This is a genomic window from Gottfriedia sp. ABJ_BB2_2, from assembly GCF_055484705.1.
Genome location: NZ_JBVFKR010000016.1, coordinates 1 through 16,390, shown reverse-complemented (window position 1 = coordinate 16,390; position 16,390 = coordinate 1). Strand labels below are relative to the sequence as shown.

Genomic DNA, 16,390 nt, shown 5'->3' with positions numbered 1-16,390 from the left:
TAAATTTTTTTATTTCATTAGTCATAAAAAGAAAAGAGACAGTAGATAGTCTACTGTCCGTTCGCCATTAGTCCACTTGTATGGTCATCACAGAAAAACAATTCAACTGTTTCTGTTAAAATATCTGCATAACTAAAAGATAAGCGTTCAAATGCGTTCTCTTCTTGATCTAGTTGTACTACAAATATGGATGGATATGTTTCTGCTAATACACCGGATCTTTCTACAGTTTTTCTGCGTCCGCTGTTTGCCTTTAATGTAAGTCGTTGTCCAACATGACTATCTAAAGTATCCTTTATTTCAGATAATTTTTTTGCCATTTCATACCACCTCACTCTGACAAGTATACCATCTTATGTAAAATAAGTCAACAAAACATAAAATTATACCAACGAGACAGGATACATGTCAATAAAAAATTTTCATCACCACCATATTATTTGTTTGAATCCGCAATTTTATGTATGGAAATAAAAAAAGATTTTCTACAAACGAAATGTTTCGTTCAAGTAGAAAATCCTTCTTCTCATTCTTCCATTGTTTGAAAAGGTAAACCCGTTCTTAAAATTCCTTTTGTCTCTATACCACCAAGTCCTTTTTCACCTGTGATCGTATTTCGAACAACTTCATATACATTCACTCGGTCCATAAATGAAGTAAAGCTAATTTTCCCTACCACATATACTGGATCTAAAGCATGAATATTGACCCTTGTAGGTGAACTAGCGAAATTTGCCCCAGCTCTTATAATTGCTTCAAAGTGAGACTGACACGCTCCAGCAAAAATGACCAGGTGATCCAATGAAGGAACCTTCTTTCTTGCTTCTTTCACAGCTTCGACAAAAAATTTCGAATGTCGATATGCCTCTAAATCCGTCACAAGACCTTTTGCTTTTGTATAAGCATCGTGACCTGTAATAACCAATATATCAGGACGATAATGATCCAAATAATAACCAATTTTAGAAGGTAACTCTCTTTCCTTACAATAGATTCCTTCTACAGGTACACCCATTTTATTGTACATCTCAATACATTTCTTTAAGTAAAGTGGATCTCCATCAATGTGTAGTACACGACCAGGTATTTGAAATAAATTTACTTCTGTACGAAATCCATTTGTAGCTTCAAATTTTCGTTTCTCTTTTTGTTCTAATGCCTCTCTTTTGAATAACTTATAGTTTTCATCTATTTGAAGAGACGATCTTCTACCTTTTTCGCGATATTCGGACTCAATGATTACTCGCAGGTCGGTTAAAGGCGCATCAGCAATTAAACGAAAATCGTCACCATATAAAATAGCAGTTACTTCATCTCCGTCTTGTTTAATCTCCACTACTCGAAAAAGTAAGTCATATTTATAAGATGCTCGCTCAACAATATCTCCTACATTAATATTCATGCCTTCCCCTCCAAAATGACTTAAATACACACCACGAGTTGGCTCTCTTTTTTTAGATTATGTGTCCACCTAGAAAAGGGTGATAAGTGGTTTTAAAAAGGGTTAGAAGCTTATGGGCTGATATGCTCTAAAATCATTTCAGAGCTTGGCATAAGAGGATAGACATAAAAAAGAACAGTAAACAATGAATGCATTGCCCCTGTCCTCTTATACGCTTTATTTTAAGCTTTTATATAAACTATTACTTAACGTTGCAAATTCTTGAATACTTAGCGTTTCGCCTCGTCTTGTTCCTTCAATTCCAGCTTCCTCTAAACAGGCTTCAAGTTTAGTTTTGTCCTTTTTCAGTATAGGAAGGTTATTTAATAAATTATTATTTAACGTTTTTCTTCGCTGCGCAAAACTAGCTCTAACTACTTCAAAGAAGAAGGTTTCATCTATTACTTCCGCTGCAGGTTGATCTCTTTTTATCAGTTTAATAACTGCTGAATCTACATTTGGTTGTGGCATGAAAACGGTTCTAGGAACTGTCATGACCGTGGAAGCATGCGTATAGAATTGAATGGCAATCGAAAGTGAACCATAATCCTTCGTTCCTGGTTTTGCAGAAATTCGATCTGCTACTTCTTTTTGAAGCATACAAACGATTCCTCGAATAGGTAATCCTTCCGTTAATAGTTTCATGATGATTGGCGTTGTTACATAATAAGGTAGATTTGCAACTACCATAATATCCTTTTCATTTGGCAAATATTCTTCAATAGCTTTTTCTACATCTGCCTTTAATACATCCTCATTAATGATTTGAATATTATCATAAGGAGATAATGTATCCTTTAATATTGGAATTAATCGATTATCAATCTCGAACGCCAATACTTTTTTTGCACGTTTTGCAATTTGTTCTGTTAGGGCCCCTATCCCAGGACCAATTTCAATTGCACAACTTTCTTCTGTTAAGTCTGCATAACTTACAATATTCTCAAGTATATTTGTATCAATTAAGAAGTTTTGACCGTAATTTTTTTTAAAGAAAAAATCGTACTTAGCCAATATTTCTTTTGTACGACTAGGCGTAGCAATATCCTTCATCACTTTTCCTCCATTAAAACTGTTTTTACTGCTTGTCCAAATTCTTCTTTGGAGATTTGAAACATTTGCAGTCTTTTCTCTAACTGCTTACCATTTGTATAACCAATATTCAGAAGCTTTCCTAGTTTATCTCGTCTTTCGCTCGATTTTGGATGCCCAATAAAACCTGCATCTACTAAGTCTTCCTTCGTAATTTCAGAAACCACTTCTACAAATTCTTGCTTTACATGAAGCAATGCATTTCGAATTGATTCGCGTGTTGCATGTTCAATTCCTAATCCTTTTTTACCGGAACGAACTGCTTCTTCTTTTGGTAAGAATGCATGCTTACAGCCAGGTATATTTTCTTTAATGATTGAACGAATTCGTTGTCCTGGATAATCAGGATCTGTAAATACAATAACCCCTCTTGTTTCTTGTGCATGTTTAATTAATTTCAATGTTTCTTTATTGATTGCTGAGCCACTTGTTTCTATTGTATCTGCGTCTACAGCTCTCTTTATTGCCGCTGTATCATCTTTACCTTCGACAACAATGATTTCTTTAATCTTCATTTGTTCCTCCATACAGTTCAAGTATATGTAATCATACCATAAGGAAAAGAAAACTTCATATCATGTTAAATTTAGTATAAAAAAAAGCAGAAGGACTTATCCTTCTACTTTTCTAATCATTCATATTTATTTTAAAAATTGTTGATTTCTAAACTAGGAATTGAGCACCTATAGTATTCATCAACCTATTTTATTAATTTGTTTGCCTAGAAATCCTAATAATAGTCTTTTCATTGAAAACTATCGAAACTCTATGACTAATATGAACCTATCAAATCAAAATCAATCAAGAATACGAATTTTAACCGTACGACGACCGAAATCAAAACACTCGTCCTTCGTAGGCATTAAAATATCAATTCGACGTCCATCAATTGCACCACCAGTATCACCAGCAATAGCAACGCCATAGCCTTCAACCCATACTTTTGATCCTAATGGAATAACGTTAGGGTCAACTGCAATTAACTTGGTATTTGGATTTTTACGGATATTAATACCAGTAGCCGTAATACCACTCATACCAGCGTCATAAGGAGAATATGCTGTCGCTTCAACATACATCTCTTTAACCTTACCTTTTACTTTTGGCGCGCTAGATTTCACCAATGCACTTGAAGCTGGTACAGATTTTGTACCTACAGCAACTACTCGGTCAACAGGTTCTTTTAAAATTTCTTCATCGATAATCGTTTTAGAAACTACCTTACCATTTTCTTTAATGATTTCGAAGTTACGTTTTACAAGACCTTTAACACCTTCAGTAATAACTGCTGATTCATCTTTAAACATTGAAGAATCATTTTTTTCTTTTTCCTGATAATCTAACTCTTCTTCAACTACATCGTTGACCTTTTCAACGCGTATTACTCTAACTGTATCGTTTTGTTCAACCGTTTCTTCGATCGCTGGTTCAACTCGATCATATTCATTTAAAGTAATGTTTTGTTTATCTAAAAAGTCAGCGACAGTAGTCGAAGTTGAAAATACTTTTTTCGGTTTTCCACCATCATTAAGTACTAAAGGAAAAGCTTTTTCATAAGTAATTTCTTCATTTTCTTCTAATGGTGTTGTTAATGCAGGCATAATTACATCATCTTGATGTACCTTAATTTTTTGTTCGCTTAATAATTCTTGGACAGTTTGAGCAGTTGTCATAATCACTTTTTCTTGCCCATTAATTGTTAGCTTTACAGGTTTTGCATGTTGAATGATGATGTCCATATCATCTGTTATTTTTGAATTAGCAGATGGATACATTTCATCCTGATTCGTAATTGTTACATTTTGTTCTTTTAATAATTCAGCCACAGTATTTGCATGTGTTTGAATAACCTGTTCTTTCCCGTCTACCTCAAGAGTTACCTGTTCTTTAAGTCCCTCATATGCTCCTGTACCTACTGATCCAGTGAAAACTAAAGCTCCTGCAAGTTGTACTGCTAGTTTTTTACTACTCCCAAGTCTAGAAAGTAACCTATTCGCGTCTATCACGATTTTACTCCTCCTTTACTATGAGAAAAAAGATTGACTAGCTCCAAACCTATTAACTAGCTTCTACTCTACTGAATGTATGTTTACTAGATTTAGAAGTAGAAGAGTTTTTTTTCGACAAATCCTTCAACTCTTCATACGTGAACTGTGACGAATGATATCTATTCGTTAAAGTTCATAACATCATTTGTTAATCTGAAAAACTTTACACGCATTTTCAAACGTTCTCTTTTGAACTTCTTCAACTGGAATGTCTTTTAAACGTGCAATTTCTTCAGCAACAAGTGATATATAGCTAGGTTCGTTTCTTTTTCCTCTAAACGGGTGTGGGGTTAAGTATGGACAGTCCGTTTCGATTAATAAATTTTCTAACGGAATCTCAGTCGCTACTTCTTTTGGTTTTTTTGCATTTTTGAATGTAACGGGTCCTCCTAATGAAATATAGAAGTTCATGTTGATACATTCTTTTGCAGTCTCCACACTACCGCCGAAGCAGTGCATTATGCCGCCTACTTCTGATGCATTTTCTTCTTTTAAAATTGTAACAATATCTTCAGTTGCGTCTCGATTGTGTATTACAATGGGTAATTTAAGTTCTTTCGCTAGTCGAATTTGTTTACGAAAGACTTCTTGTTGAATTTCTTTTGGTGACTTATCCCAGTAATAATCTAAACCTGTTTCACCTATTGCTACTACTTTTGGATGTTTAGATAATTCTTTAATCCATTCAAAATCTTCTTCAGTTGCATCAATAGCATCAACCGGATGCCAGCCAATAGCTGCGTAAAGAAAATCATATTCCTCTACTAACTCCATAGCTTTTGTAATTGTCGGTCTATCAAATCCAACAACTACTTGATGAACAACTCCAGCTTCCAGAGATCGTTTAATTACTTCCTCAAGGTCTTCCTTGTATTGATCTGCATTTAAATGTACATGTGTATCGAAAAGCATTGTATGTCTCCTTCGCTTATGAAATTTAGTCTAACATGCTATAAAATTTCTTACCTAACGCACAGTTAACAATTCCGTTACAAAAAGAAATGTCTTAAATTAACGATTTTCTAATCCTTTTTTAATAGGTCTTTTAAGCTAATCCTATGAAATAGAAGGACTTTTCTAGTGCGCTATTCAAAATAAGACATTATTTTTAAATTCATGATTGTAATCTACCTGTAACATTTTCCTCATATAATGACACATTCTAACAATCCGTCTACTGATTACTTCCAAAAACCAACAAAATATTAGATTATTCTAAGTATCTTTATTTTTTAGGCAAAATTCTACATCGTTTAACAATTATTTTAGGAAAATAAACTCAAATAGAAAAAGTGTTTCATGTATAGTTTTACACGAAACACCTTTCTTAGTAACACTATTTAATAATCGTACCGTTTGGTAGAGATTGATCAATTGTTGCAAGAGAAAGCTTTCCTTCTATACTGCCTGCTAGGATCATACCTTCAGATAATTCCCCTCTTAGCTTAGCCGGTTTTAAATTCGTTACACAAATAACTTTTCTACCAACTAAATCTGCTGGCTCATAGTGTTCTGCTATCCCTGAGATTACTTGTCTTGATTCATTTCCTAAATCTAATTGAAGTTTAAGAAGTTTTTTCGCACCTTTTACAGCACTTGCTTCTTTTACTTCTGCAACTTTTAATTGAACTTTAAAGAATTCATCAATTGTAATTTCAGGAGTATCATCTTCTACTTCTATTTTTTCCTCTACTGGTTTAACAGTTCCTTGCATTTGCTCCTTAATATAAGCAACTTCTGGCTCAGTTTCTAAACGAGGGAATATTGGGTCTGCTTTTTGCACTTTTGTTCCTTCATTTATTGCACCAAATTCGCTCAGACTATCCCAAGTTAAAATGCTTTCGTTAGTTAATCCTAATTGAGCAAATATTTTCGCTGGAGTTTGTGTTAAAAACGGCTTTAATAAAATACCTACTTGGCGTAATGATTCTGCTAAGTGTGCCATAACAGAAGCTAATTCTTCATTTCTGCTCTCATCTTTTGCAAGAACCCAAGGCTGAGTCTCATCAATATATTTGTTCGTACGACTAACATATTGCCAAATATGTGTTAATGCAACTGAAAACTCCATATTCTCCATTGCTTCTTCTACCGATGTTTTAGTATTTTTAGCTACTTGTTGAAGGTTTTCATCAAATTCTGTAACTGTTTCTTTCACAGAAGGGATGTTTCCATTGAAATATTTTTCGATCATTGCAATTGTACGATTTAATAAATTTCCTAAGTCGTTTGCTAGATCAAAATTAATTCGGTCAACAAAACCTTCAGGCGTAAATATTCCATCTGAACCAAATGGTACTTCACGCAATAAATAGTAGCGTAGTGCATCTAATCCATAACGATCTATTAAAGTAACTGGATCGACAACATTTCCTTTTGATTTACTCATTTTACCGTCTTTCATTAATAACCAGCCATGGGCAAACACTTTCTTAGGAAGTGGTAAATCTAAAGCCATTAACATAATTGGCCAATAAATTGTATGGAAACGTACAATTTCCTTACCTACTAAATGTACATTTGCAGGCCAATACTTTTTATAAAGCTCTTCGTTGTCAGTACCATAGCCTAGTGCAGTAATATAGTTAGATAAAGCATCAATCCAAACATAAATAACATGTTTTGCATTTCCTGGAACTTTTACACCCCAATCGAATGAGGTTCTAGAAACAGCTAAGTCTTCTAAGCCTGGCTTAATAAAGTTATTTATCATTTCATTTTTACGTGATTCTGGTTGTATAAACTCTGGATTTTCTTCATAGTATTTTAACAGTCGATCGGCATATTTACTCATCTTAAAGAAATAAGACTCTTCTTTAACTAGTTCAACTGGGTGACCGCTGTCAGGACTTTTTCCACCGACTACTTTTCCGTCAGCATCATGAATTGGATCGACAAGTTGTGTTTCAGTGTAATATGTTTCATCTGGTACTGAATACCAACCTTCATATTCATCTAAATAAATATCACCTTGATCAAGTAATTGTTTAAAGATTTTCTCAACAATATCTTTATGTCTTGTTTCTGTTGTACGAATAAAATCATCATAAGAGATATCTAACTTCTTCCAAAGGTCCTTAATTCCAACAACAATATCATCTAAATATTTTTGAGGTGAGACATTTAACTCTTCGGCTTTACGTTGAATTTTTTGACCATGCTCATCCGTCCCCGTTAAATAAAACACATCAAATCCTTGCAGTCTTTTATATCTAGCCATTGCATCCCCAGCAACAGTTGTATATGCATGTCCTATATGTAATTTTCCACTCGGATAATAAATTGGAGTAGTAATATAAAAAGTTTTTTTACTCATTCCTAAAATCTCCTCCTTCAATAAATTCTAAATATTGACACTAAAATATTCGCATGATTTTGCATTTCATTATAAAATGAAGATTGAGTTGTCTGCATATTCCATCTTTTCACAAATCATACTTATTTTTCTAAGTTAAATTTTACACAATAGTAACATCTATTTCTATTATTTCTCATAAATATACATATTTTTTTATGCTTCAATATTCTATATTTAGTCATATTTAATCATTATGTAACCATAAGCACTAAATTCCCTTATACCGTTACATTTTTTGATATATTACATTTTATATTATTTTAGGAGGGTTAATCATGAAATCAACAGGCATTGTTCGAAAAGTAGACGAATTAGGTCGTGTAGTAATACCAATCGAACTTCGTAGAACACTTAACATCACAGAAAGAGATACTCTTGAAATATTTGTGGAAGAGGATCGTATTGTCCTAAAAAAATACCAACCAAATATGACTTGCTTGATGACTGGAGAAATCTCTAATCACAATCTTGAAATAGCTGAAGGTAAAATTGTATTAAGTAAAAAAGGTGCAGAATTACTGAAATTTGAAATTGAACAGTTTTTATCCGAAATAAAAAATTAACTTTGAAGAGGCTGCCTGATTTAATTGCATTCTCCTCTACAAATCAATCATCTCAAATGATTCATTCGTATAAATGATCAGAGAATTTACATTTAAATTAAGACAGCCTAACTTCATTTTACGCAATAATTATAAACCATGGTATTCTGCATAAACATCTCTTTTATGTAAAGCACGATCTTTCGCAACTAGTTTAATTGCTTCCTTGCTTGATTCCTCTTTTTCATTGATATACCAATCGACATGTTCATTGATGGACAGAGCTTCCCACCATGATTCTCCTTGATGATTGGCAACCTCTTCTTCAGATGCACCTTCTAATACGACGACAAATTCACCACGTATCTCTTCATTAACCGCCCATTCAATTGCATCACTTACTGAACCACGTAAAAACTCCTCGAACTTTTTAGTTAATTCTCTACATAATACAATGTTTCGATCACCTAATACTTCAGAAATAGATTGTAATGTTTCCTTCAATCTGTGAGGTGATTCATAAAGTAAAACTGTACTACGTTGACCTTTTAGTAGCTCTAATTGTTTTTTCTTGTCCTTTTTTTGACGCGGTAAGAAGCCTATGTATAAGAATGAATCAGTCGGTAAACCCGAAGAAATTAATGATGTTAATGCAGCATTTGCACCTGGTAATGGTACAACTGTGATTCCCTCTTCTAAGCAAAGATTAACTAGCTCATAGCCTGGATCTGAGATACAAGGCATTCCAGCGTCACTAATTAACCCTACCTTCATACCTTTCTTTAAATCCTCAACAATTTTTGAACCAACCTTTTCTTTATTATGTTCATGGTAACTTATTAATGGTGTCGTTATTTCAAAGTGGTTGCAAAGCTTTTTAGAATTGCGAGTATCTTCAGCAGCTATGTAATTTACTTCCTTTAAGATACGAATCGCTCTAAAAGTCATATCTTCTAGATTTCCAATAGGTGTTGGTATTAAATATAAGCACCCTATCTCTTCATTTAAAAAGCTCTTCTGGCTTTTTATCATTGTTTTTTCCTTCTCTCATATATCGTTCTTTATTCATTCTTGATAATTGCTTAAAAGCATATTCGGCTTGCATTGCTTCTCTTTTCGTTTTGTATTCTTCCTGATAAATACATTTTACTGGAACTCTACCTCGAGTATATTTTGCACCTTTTCCTTCATTGTGCTGCTTAACTCGACGATCTAGGTCTGTTGTATACCCTGCGTATAAAGTAGAATCGTTACATTCTAATACGTACAAAAAATGCTTACTGTTGTCCATATAACATGTCCTTCATATTTGCAGTGTACTCATTATTTTCTTCGTATACATAAATTGGCGGCAGTATCTTTAAGTCTGCTTTCCCACCTTTTATTCCTTCAATTAATAAAGTATTTGCTTCCTTCCCCATTTTTGGGTAAACAAACTGTACTCTTTTTGGCTCAATTCCATGATTTCTCATTGTAGTAACAATATCTAACAGCCGGCCCGGACGATGAACCATTGCCAGTTTCCCGCCATGTTTTAATAAAAGTTTGCTAGCATATATTACTTCTTCAAGATTTGTTTTAATTTCATGTCTTGCAATTGCATAATGCTCATTGGAATTTTGTTCAGATGTTGGTACATCCTGAAAATATGGTGGATTACATGTAACAACGTCTACAAACTCCTTACCAATTACGCTTGGTGCATGTTTTAAATCATCATGTATCATTGTAATTTTTTGCTCTAATTTGTTATATTCTATACTTCTCTTTGCCATATCATATAAGCGTTCTTGAATTTCCACCCCAATAATATTTGCATGAGACCTTCTATGTAACATTAATGGTATTACGCCATTTCCCGAACACAAATCGACAATTGTACCTTTTTGAATTGGCACATATGTAAAGTTTGATAAAAGAACAGCGTCTAAGGAGAATGAAAATACAGAAGGACTTTGAATAATCCTCAAATCATCTTTTAATAAATAATCTAGTCGTTCGTCACCTTTAAGCATTTTTAGTTCCTTTCAAAAATCACACAAAAGTTTATTTTAATATGATTTCCTTAATTTATATAAATAAGTAGAAAACAAATAAAAAAGAGGCTATTCCGCGTGAGATTTCGTCAAATCACCATAGTAATCTTTCTTATGTCTAAACATAAGAAATGTACATTATATATGGTAATCCTTCGCTTCTACTGGAATAGCCTACTATTACTTTTTGTCAAAGAAAGATAAACAAAACAGACAGTCTTCATCGTGACGTACACTCCCATAATGAAGATTACATATATGAAAGCCTTCCTGGTAAAGTCTAGCTAAATTATCGTAGCCTTCACCGACATCTTTGTCTTTTTGTACTTTTTTCTTCTTTGAATCTTTAACTTGTTCTTTATTTTCTACACGTTGGTCTAAACCTAATCGATGACGCAAATGGTCATTCTCGATTTTAGTGTAGTGGTTTTCTTCTAGAAGCTCAGCAATATACTGTTTTAACTCACTAAGCTGTTTTGATAAATCTTGAATTTGTTCTTCCATATTGGATAGAGATAAGAATATATTCTTCTTGTCCAATCTTACCACCTCTTAATCTGTGGTTTGTATTGAAACGACTCCCTCGTGAATTAAATCATCTAGGGTATACTCCACAACGCGTTCTTTTTTAATCAATTCTACTTGAATAACTCGTTCTAAGATGTTTAATCCTACTACTTTTCCAGGGCCTTCTAAAGTTTCAATGATATCTTCTAAATCTGGTAGCTGTTCTTTTGCTGCCTCATACTCATCATTTTCATACTTTAAGCAACACATTAATCGACCGCATAGTCCTGAAATTTTTGCCGGGTTAAGAGATAGGTTTTGGTCTTTAGCCATCTTAATAGAAACTGGCTCAAAATCGCCTAAAAACGTAGAACAACATAGCATTCTTCCACATGGGCCAATTCCACCAAGCATTTTAGCTTCATCCCGAACACCAATTTGTCTTAATTCAATTCGTGTACGGAATACAGCTGCCAAATCCTTTACTAACTCTCTAAAGTCAATTCTACCATCTGCTGTAAAATAAAAGATGACTTTATTTCGGTCAAATGTATATTCTACATCAACTAGTTTCATATCTAGTTCATGTTGCATAACTTTACTAGAACAAACCTCATAAGCTTCTTTAGCTGATTGTTTATTCTCTTCAACTATCATACGATCGTGCTCATCAGCTAATCGCATAACTTTTTTTAATGGAAGGACTACGTCATTTTCTCCGACCTTTTTATTTGAAACAACTACTTTTCCAAATTCAATCCCTCTCACCGTTTCTACGATGACAAAAGTATCTTTAGGGATTGCTAATCCATTTGGGTCGAAATAATAGATTTTACCTGCTTTTTTAAACCGTACCCCAACTACTTCGTACACAACCTACAATCCCTCCTGTAGCTCTATAATCATTTGCTCTAAAACTAACACCATATTTGCGTTTGATGTTAATCGTTTTTTAGCATCAAGAATCTTTTCTAAACAAGTTGTAATCTTTTCTAATGAATAGCGATTTAATGCTTGTCTCATTAAGGCCTCTTCAGAGCGAAAAACTACATTACTATCTTGTTCAGCATATATATATAACATGTCTTTAAAGGCTAATACAAGCATATCTAGCATTAATTGTACTTGTTCTTTCGAATCAAAATGTTTAGAAACATTTTGTTGAATAACTAAAAGACTATCTTTTTTAGTTGTTACTAATGCTTCATATAATTCTATCACTAAAGCTCTTGCTTGTGCAAACCATTCTTCTTGTGCGATTTCAACAGCAACTTGTTCACTATTTGTAATTCTTGCTAGTAAAGGGATTAGAGCTGGTTGTAAATTTTTTTGATGTAAATGCTCTTCAAAAAATCTCACTGGTAATGGATTAAAGTGTATTGATTGGCATCGTGACTGGATCGTTGGTAAGATTTGTTGTACCTGTTCTGTTAATAAAAATGCCGTTGTAATTGATATTGGTTCTTCTAAAAATTTTAATAAAGAGTTTGCAGCATTAGTGGTCATTTTGTCAGAATGGTCGATTATATATATTTTTCGATTAGATTCGACTGCCGTTTTTGCGAATTCTTCTTGAAGTTGTTGAATTTGATGCTTCTTAATAGAAGTTTCTTCTGGTTCAATTATATAAACGTTCGGATGATTACCAGAATCAACACGCTTACAATTTCTACAATTACCGCATGGATTCGCATCGATTACATTTTCACATAATAATACTTTTGTATAATACAAAGCAAGTTCTCTTTTCCCAGTTCCTCTTGGGCCCTCGAATAAATAAGCGTGAGCCACTCTGTCTTTTAATACTGTATTTTTCAACATTTTAGTGGCAACTGGTTGTCGCTCGCTTAATTCCTCCCAAGACGTCTTCATCTTTACACCTACTCATGTATATAAATTAATTAATAGTCCCTTTATTTCTCCAATTGTATTCAATAAATGGATACTATCACTTTCGTTTTTCATCATATCGTTCGTTAATTCAATTAACTTTTCATCGATTAATTTTACAATTTGTAGCGATGACATAGAACCTCCTGCACCCCAACTAATTTGCTCAGATACTTCCATGCCGTAATCTACTGATTCTTTTAAGAAACGTTTCACTAATTGTTTAAATCGAGCTAAATCTCTTAAGTTTTTTCCTTTTGCTAAACGTTCTCCTTGAACCTCAATCTCTCCGATTAAACGATTCAGTTGCTCTATCTGGAGTTTTGATTCATTCTTTTTAACTAATGTATGAAAATTAACAGAACTAGATTGAATTTGTTTTTGATCTTTTCTTTCATTATTTAATTTTGCTACTAAGTTTTGATCAATTTTCACTTAAGAACCTCCATTTAGTTTACAAAACTTATTTCTACTCTATTATACCAGTTCGATATATTTATGTTCATGTAATGGATTAACAAATTTATTTATTTTTATGACCAATTTTTTCTAAGATAGCATGTAAAGTAGCTTCATAAACTTCTTCGATTGATTTAGAAGCATCTATTACTTTGAAACGATTGGGTTCTCTTTTTATGATCTCAGAATATCCACTTTGTACTTTTAAATGAAAATCTAGTTCTTCTAAATCTAATCTATTGATTTCTCGTTCATCAGCTTGATGTACTCTTTGTAAACCTACCTTTGGGTCTAATTCGAAGTAGATTGTTAAATGTGGCATTAGACCATTAATTGCAAAATCATTAATCTTGTATATTTCGTCTATACCAATTCCTCGACCAACACCCTGATACGCAAGAGAGCTATCAATAAATCGATCGCAAAGTACAATCTTTCCTTCTTCTAAAGCAGGTAAGACTTTTTCTGCAAGATGTTGTCTCCGAGCAGCTGCATACAAAAGAGCCTCAGTACGTTTATCCATCTCTGTATTTTCTGGATTTAAGATAATATTTCTTATACTTTCAGCGATACGGATTCCGCCTGGCTCACGTGTAGAGATAAAGTTTAGACCCAATTTTAAAAACTCTTCAGTAACCATATTTATAATAGTCGTTTTCCCAGCACCTTCAGGGCCCTCAAACGTAATAAATAAAGATTCCAACCTATTTCCCCCTAAATATAAACTTCAATTTGTAATTCTTCTTTTTCGATTAGATTATGTATGGTTAATCCATATTGATGAATTTCTACGATATAATCAATATGCTCTTTAGTAATTGTTTCGCCTTGTAATAAGATAGGGACACCAGGTGGATATGGCACGATATTCTCTGCAGATATTTTACCTGTTGCATCTATTAAATTAATAGCTGTTTTTTGCTTTCTTTTTAATGAGGCATAACTAAGTGAAACAGTACTATTAAAGTTTGGAACAGCTGTAAGTAAATGTTTTTGATCAATCTTTGTTAATCTATTAGATATATTTTTGATGCGTTTAAAGTGTTCTGTATAATTCCATTTTTCATCTAATGGTAAGATCAATAGGACATGTGCCCAATCTGACAGTTCAACATATACGCCCTCTTCCTCAAAGATGGCTTGGAGTTGTTTTCCAGTATGTCCTTCAGTACTCTTCAATATCAGTTTTAACAAATCTTGCTTGTATAATAAGTTATTGGTTTCTACTATTTGTAAAGTTGGTAGCTCTTGGATCAGATTCATAAAAGAATGAATCTGATTCTTTAGTTCACTAATCTTCTCACTTGTAAAACTCTCTACAAAACCTCTTGAATAATCAAGTGATGCCATGATCGGATACGAAGGGCTACTGCTTTGAAGCATTCTAAGCATTTCCTTAATTTTTTCAGAACTAATAATAGATGATTTAATATGTAAATATGAGCCCATTGTCATTGCAGGAAGTGTTTTATGTGCCGATTGAATGACAATATCAGCCCCCATAGATAATGCATCCTTAGGAAATGGTAAGCCTATCGTAAAATGGGCACCATGTGCTTCGTCAATCATAACAGGTATATCCATAGTATGAGCTAAATTAATGAATCCATCTAATTCTTGAGACATCCCATAATAATTTGGATTGGTTAAAATAACGGCCTTCGCATTTGGATATTTTTTAATAATTTCAATTGATTGATCTAGATTGACTCCTAGAGGTTGGCCTAACTCTTGATCTATATCTAACGGTAAAAAAATTGGTTTTGCACCCGCAAGTAAGAGAGCATGAAAAACTGATTTATGACAATTTCGTTGAACGATAACTTCATCATTTTCAGTACATAATGCTAGTATCGAAGCCAAATTTCCGACTGTTGATCCATTTACTAAAAAGTAGCTTTCATCAGACCCATAAGCAGTTGATAAGAGTTCTTCGGCTTCTTTAATCACTTCGGTAGGATAATGTAAATCATCTAAGCCATTTAATTCAGTTACATCAAAATGTAATACATTCGGCATCCCTAATTCGTGTATAAATGAATGTTTTCCATTTTTATGTCCCGGGACATGAAATGATATTGGTTCCTTTTTTACAAATTGTTGTAGTGCATTCACAAGTGGCATTTCTTTCATCTTTAACGCTTCCTTTATACGATTCAGTAACATACTTTTATTTACTATTAGTTTTCATAAAATGTAGGATGACTCGACCCCTTACATATTTATCTTTTACTTTCAAATTCGATTTAACAATTTCTAAGCAAATAAAAAACCGATTTACTATACTTGTACTCTCCAATTCCTGAAATAAGATCTAATCGTACAATCTTCTTCTTCAGTAATATAATATGGTAGAGGTACCTTGTATTTTGTAATCGGTCCTTCATCTTGTATTCTTATTTTAACTTACTACTCCTGCTTAGACTACTATTAATCGTTAACCTCAGGTTATCAGATATATTTATAATTGACCCCACTTACAATTCTACTAGTTAACAATTTCTTCAATCCTTGTATTAATACTTTTTAGTTTTTCAACGAACGTATTATAAGTTGGAGCATTCGTTTCTGTCGTGACGATTTCTTTTTCACATTGTTCACAAATAAAAGCGTGAATGACTTGAATACCATTTTCTTTTTTCTCTTCACATATTACGCACTTTAAAAGCGTACTCATCTTTATTCCTCCTTAAAAAGTTTTTTCCGAAATAGTCATATTGATTAAACAATTTTGTCTATTACTTAGTTTTGCAAATTTAAAACTTTTTATACAATTAGAGGCCCATTTTGCTGTAATATATGAAAATTCTTTTGAATTGGTGCTTTTTTATTCTAATGTTCTTTAATTTACTATGATAAAAAGCAGTCATTTACAATGATTATGGCAATTAACACAAAAAAACATCAGCTTAATAGCTGATGTTTTAGTTACCAGGCGACGTTCTACTCTCACAGGGGGAAACCCCCAACTACCATCGACGCTGAAGAGCTTAACTGCCGTGTTCGGTATGGGAACG

Annotated in this window: 18 protein-coding genes and 1 rRNA gene; 1 reads left to right on the top strand and 18 read right to left on the bottom strand. The window is 33.2% G+C overall.

The window, feature by feature from the left end:
• Nucleotides 1-50: 50 nt before the first annotated feature.
• The 7 genes from veg to metG all read right to left on the bottom strand — a co-directional run bounded on the left by veg (nucleotide 51) and on the right by metG (nucleotide 7,897).
• Nucleotides 51-320 (bottom strand): biofilm formation stimulator Veg, encoded by a 270-nt coding sequence (gene veg, locus ACX6U0_RS20585; protein WP_069033953.1) that lies wholly within the window; start codon nucleotides 318-320, stop codon nucleotides 51-53.
• Between the two features lie 206 nt (nucleotides 321-526).
• Nucleotides 527-1,402, bottom strand: coding sequence for a sporulation peptidase YabG (yabG, locus tag ACX6U0_RS20580; protein WP_464961696.1), 876 nt, complete (start codon nucleotides 1,400-1,402; stop codon nucleotides 527-529).
• Between the two features lie 216 nt (nucleotides 1,403-1,618).
• Nucleotides 1,619-2,494: a 16S rRNA (adenine(1518)-N(6)/adenine(1519)-N(6))-dimethyltransferase RsmA gene (gene rsmA, locus ACX6U0_RS20575; protein ID WP_464961695.1), complete on the bottom strand. Its 876-nt coding sequence runs from the start codon at nucleotides 2,492-2,494 to the stop codon at nucleotides 1,619-1,621.
• Complete coding sequence (gene rnmV, locus ACX6U0_RS20570) at nucleotides 2,494-3,048, bottom strand: ribonuclease M5 (RefSeq protein ID WP_464961694.1); 555 nt, start codon at nucleotides 3,046-3,048, stop codon at nucleotides 2,494-2,496. Before rnmV ends, rsmA begins: the two co-directional genes overlap by 1 nt.
• A gap of 282 nt (nucleotides 3,049-3,330) precedes the next feature.
• Complete coding sequence (locus tag ACX6U0_RS20565) at nucleotides 3,331-4,539, bottom strand: ubiquitin-like domain-containing protein (protein WP_464961693.1); 1,209 nt, start codon at nucleotides 4,537-4,539, stop codon at nucleotides 3,331-3,333.
• A gap of 183 nt (nucleotides 4,540-4,722) precedes the next feature.
• Nucleotides 4,723-5,493 carry a TatD family hydrolase gene (locus ACX6U0_RS20560; protein WP_464961692.1) on the bottom strand — a complete coding sequence of 257 codons (771 nt, stop codon included), beginning with the start codon at nucleotides 5,491-5,493 and terminating at the stop codon, nucleotides 4,723-4,725.
• Between the two features lie 424 nt (nucleotides 5,494-5,917).
• Entirely contained in the window at nucleotides 5,918-7,897 is a 1,980-nt protein-coding gene (gene metG / locus ACX6U0_RS20555) for a methionine--tRNA ligase (protein WP_464961691.1), read from the bottom strand.
• A gap of 317 nt (nucleotides 7,898-8,214) precedes the next feature.
• Between metG and ACX6U0_RS20550 the strand changes: the two genes are divergently transcribed.
• Nucleotides 8,215-8,502 carry an AbrB/MazE/SpoVT family DNA-binding domain-containing protein gene (locus ACX6U0_RS20550; RefSeq protein ID WP_464961690.1) on the top strand — a complete coding sequence of 96 codons (288 nt, stop codon included), beginning with the start codon at nucleotides 8,215-8,217 and terminating at the stop codon, nucleotides 8,500-8,502.
• A 129-nt stretch (nucleotides 8,503-8,631) separates the two neighbouring features.
• Here ACX6U0_RS20550 and rsmI read toward each other — a convergent pair whose 3' ends face one another.
• The 11 genes from rsmI to rrf form a co-directional block, all read right to left on the bottom strand.
• On the bottom strand, nucleotides 8,632-9,510 hold the full coding sequence (gene rsmI / locus ACX6U0_RS20545; RefSeq protein WP_464961726.1) for a 16S rRNA (cytidine(1402)-2'-O)-methyltransferase: 879 nt from the start codon (nucleotides 9,508-9,510) through the stop codon (nucleotides 8,632-8,634).
• Nucleotides 9,482-9,772, bottom strand: a complete 291-nt coding sequence (locus ACX6U0_RS20540) for a GIY-YIG nuclease family protein (protein ID WP_464961689.1) — start codon at nucleotides 9,770-9,772, stop codon at nucleotides 9,482-9,484. Before ACX6U0_RS20540 ends, rsmI begins: the two co-directional genes overlap by 29 nt.
• On the bottom strand, nucleotides 9,759-10,496 hold the full coding sequence (locus ACX6U0_RS20535; protein ID WP_464961688.1) for a tRNA1(Val) (adenine(37)-N6)-methyltransferase: 738 nt from the start codon (nucleotides 10,494-10,496) through the stop codon (nucleotides 9,759-9,761). Before ACX6U0_RS20535 ends, ACX6U0_RS20540 begins: the two co-directional genes overlap by 14 nt.
• Before the next feature lie 201 nt (nucleotides 10,497-10,697).
• On the bottom strand, nucleotides 10,698-11,057 hold the full coding sequence (yabA, locus tag ACX6U0_RS20530; protein WP_464961687.1) for a DNA replication initiation control protein YabA: 360 nt from the start codon (nucleotides 11,055-11,057) through the stop codon (nucleotides 10,698-10,700).
• A 12-nt stretch (nucleotides 11,058-11,069) separates the two neighbouring features.
• Complete coding sequence (locus ACX6U0_RS20525) at nucleotides 11,070-11,897, bottom strand: PSP1 domain-containing protein (RefSeq protein WP_088004002.1); 828 nt, start codon at nucleotides 11,895-11,897, stop codon at nucleotides 11,070-11,072.
• Nucleotides 11,898-11,900: 3 nt separating this feature from the next.
• Nucleotides 11,901-12,896 carry a DNA polymerase III subunit delta' gene (gene holB, locus ACX6U0_RS20520; RefSeq protein WP_464961686.1) on the bottom strand — a complete coding sequence of 332 codons (996 nt, stop codon included), beginning with the start codon at nucleotides 12,894-12,896 and terminating at the stop codon, nucleotides 11,901-11,903.
• A 12-nt stretch (nucleotides 12,897-12,908) separates the two neighbouring features.
• Nucleotides 12,909-13,349, bottom strand: a complete 441-nt coding sequence (locus ACX6U0_RS20515; RefSeq protein ID WP_464961685.1) for a YaaR family protein — start codon at nucleotides 13,347-13,349, stop codon at nucleotides 12,909-12,911.
• Between the two features lie 88 nt (nucleotides 13,350-13,437).
• Entirely contained in the window at nucleotides 13,438-14,076 is a 639-nt protein-coding gene (gene tmk / locus ACX6U0_RS20510) for a dTMP kinase (protein WP_464961684.1), read from the bottom strand.
• Nucleotides 14,077-14,087: 11 nt separating this feature from the next.
• Nucleotides 14,088-15,506, bottom strand: coding sequence for an aminotransferase class I/II-fold pyridoxal phosphate-dependent enzyme (locus ACX6U0_RS20505; protein WP_464961683.1), 1,419 nt, complete (start codon nucleotides 15,504-15,506; stop codon nucleotides 14,088-14,090).
• Between the two features lie 355 nt (nucleotides 15,507-15,861).
• On the bottom strand, nucleotides 15,862-16,050 hold the full coding sequence (locus tag ACX6U0_RS20500; protein WP_464961682.1) for a sigma factor G inhibitor Gin: 189 nt from the start codon (nucleotides 16,048-16,050) through the stop codon (nucleotides 15,862-15,864).
• A 253-nt stretch (nucleotides 16,051-16,303) separates the two neighbouring features.
• Nucleotides 16,304-16,390: ribosomal RNA gene (rrf, locus tag ACX6U0_RS20495) — 5S ribosomal RNA — on the bottom strand; the annotation flags it as partial.

What these genes read in the sequence shown, in the direction of transcription:
- veg (WP_069033953.1), bottom strand. Translation starts at nt 320, where the DNA reads ATGGCAAAAAAATTATCTGAAATAAAGGATACTTTAGATAGTCATGTT.
- yabG (WP_464961696.1), bottom strand. Translation starts at nt 1,402, where the DNA reads ATGAATATTAATGTAGGAGATATTGTTGAGCGAGCATCTTATAAATAT.
- rsmA (WP_464961695.1), bottom strand. Translation starts at nt 2,494, where the DNA reads ATGAAGGATATTGCTACGCCTAGTCGTACAAAAGAAATATTGGCTAAG.
- rnmV (WP_464961694.1), bottom strand. Translation starts at nt 3,048, where the DNA reads ATGAAGATTAAAGAAATCATTGTTGTCGAAGGTAAAGATGATACAGCG.
- ACX6U0_RS20560 (WP_464961692.1), bottom strand. Translation starts at nt 5,493, where the DNA reads ATGCTTTTCGATACACATGTACATTTAAATGCAGATCAATACAAGGAA.
- metG (WP_464961691.1), bottom strand. Translation starts at nt 7,897, where the DNA reads ATGAGTAAAAAAACTTTTTATATTACTACTCCAATTTATTATCCGAGT.
- ACX6U0_RS20550 (WP_464961690.1), top strand. Translation starts at nt 8,215, where the DNA reads ATGAAATCAACAGGCATTGTTCGAAAAGTAGACGAATTAGGTCGTGTA.
- ACX6U0_RS20540 (WP_464961689.1), bottom strand. Translation starts at nt 9,772, where the DNA reads ATGGACAACAGTAAGCATTTTTTGTACGTATTAGAATGTAACGATTCT.
- ACX6U0_RS20535 (WP_464961688.1), bottom strand. Translation starts at nt 10,496, where the DNA reads ATGCTTAAAGGTGACGAACGACTAGATTATTTATTAAAAGATGATTTG.
- holB (WP_464961686.1), bottom strand. Translation starts at nt 12,896, where the DNA reads ATGAAGACGTCTTGGGAGGAATTAAGCGAGCGACAACCAGTTGCCACT.
- ACX6U0_RS20505 (WP_464961683.1), bottom strand. Translation starts at nt 15,506, where the DNA reads ATGAAAGAAATGCCACTTGTGAATGCACTACAACAATTTGTAAAAAAG.
- ACX6U0_RS20500 (WP_464961682.1), bottom strand. Translation starts at nt 16,050, where the DNA reads ATGAGTACGCTTTTAAAGTGCGTAATATGTGAAGAGAAAAAAGAAAAT.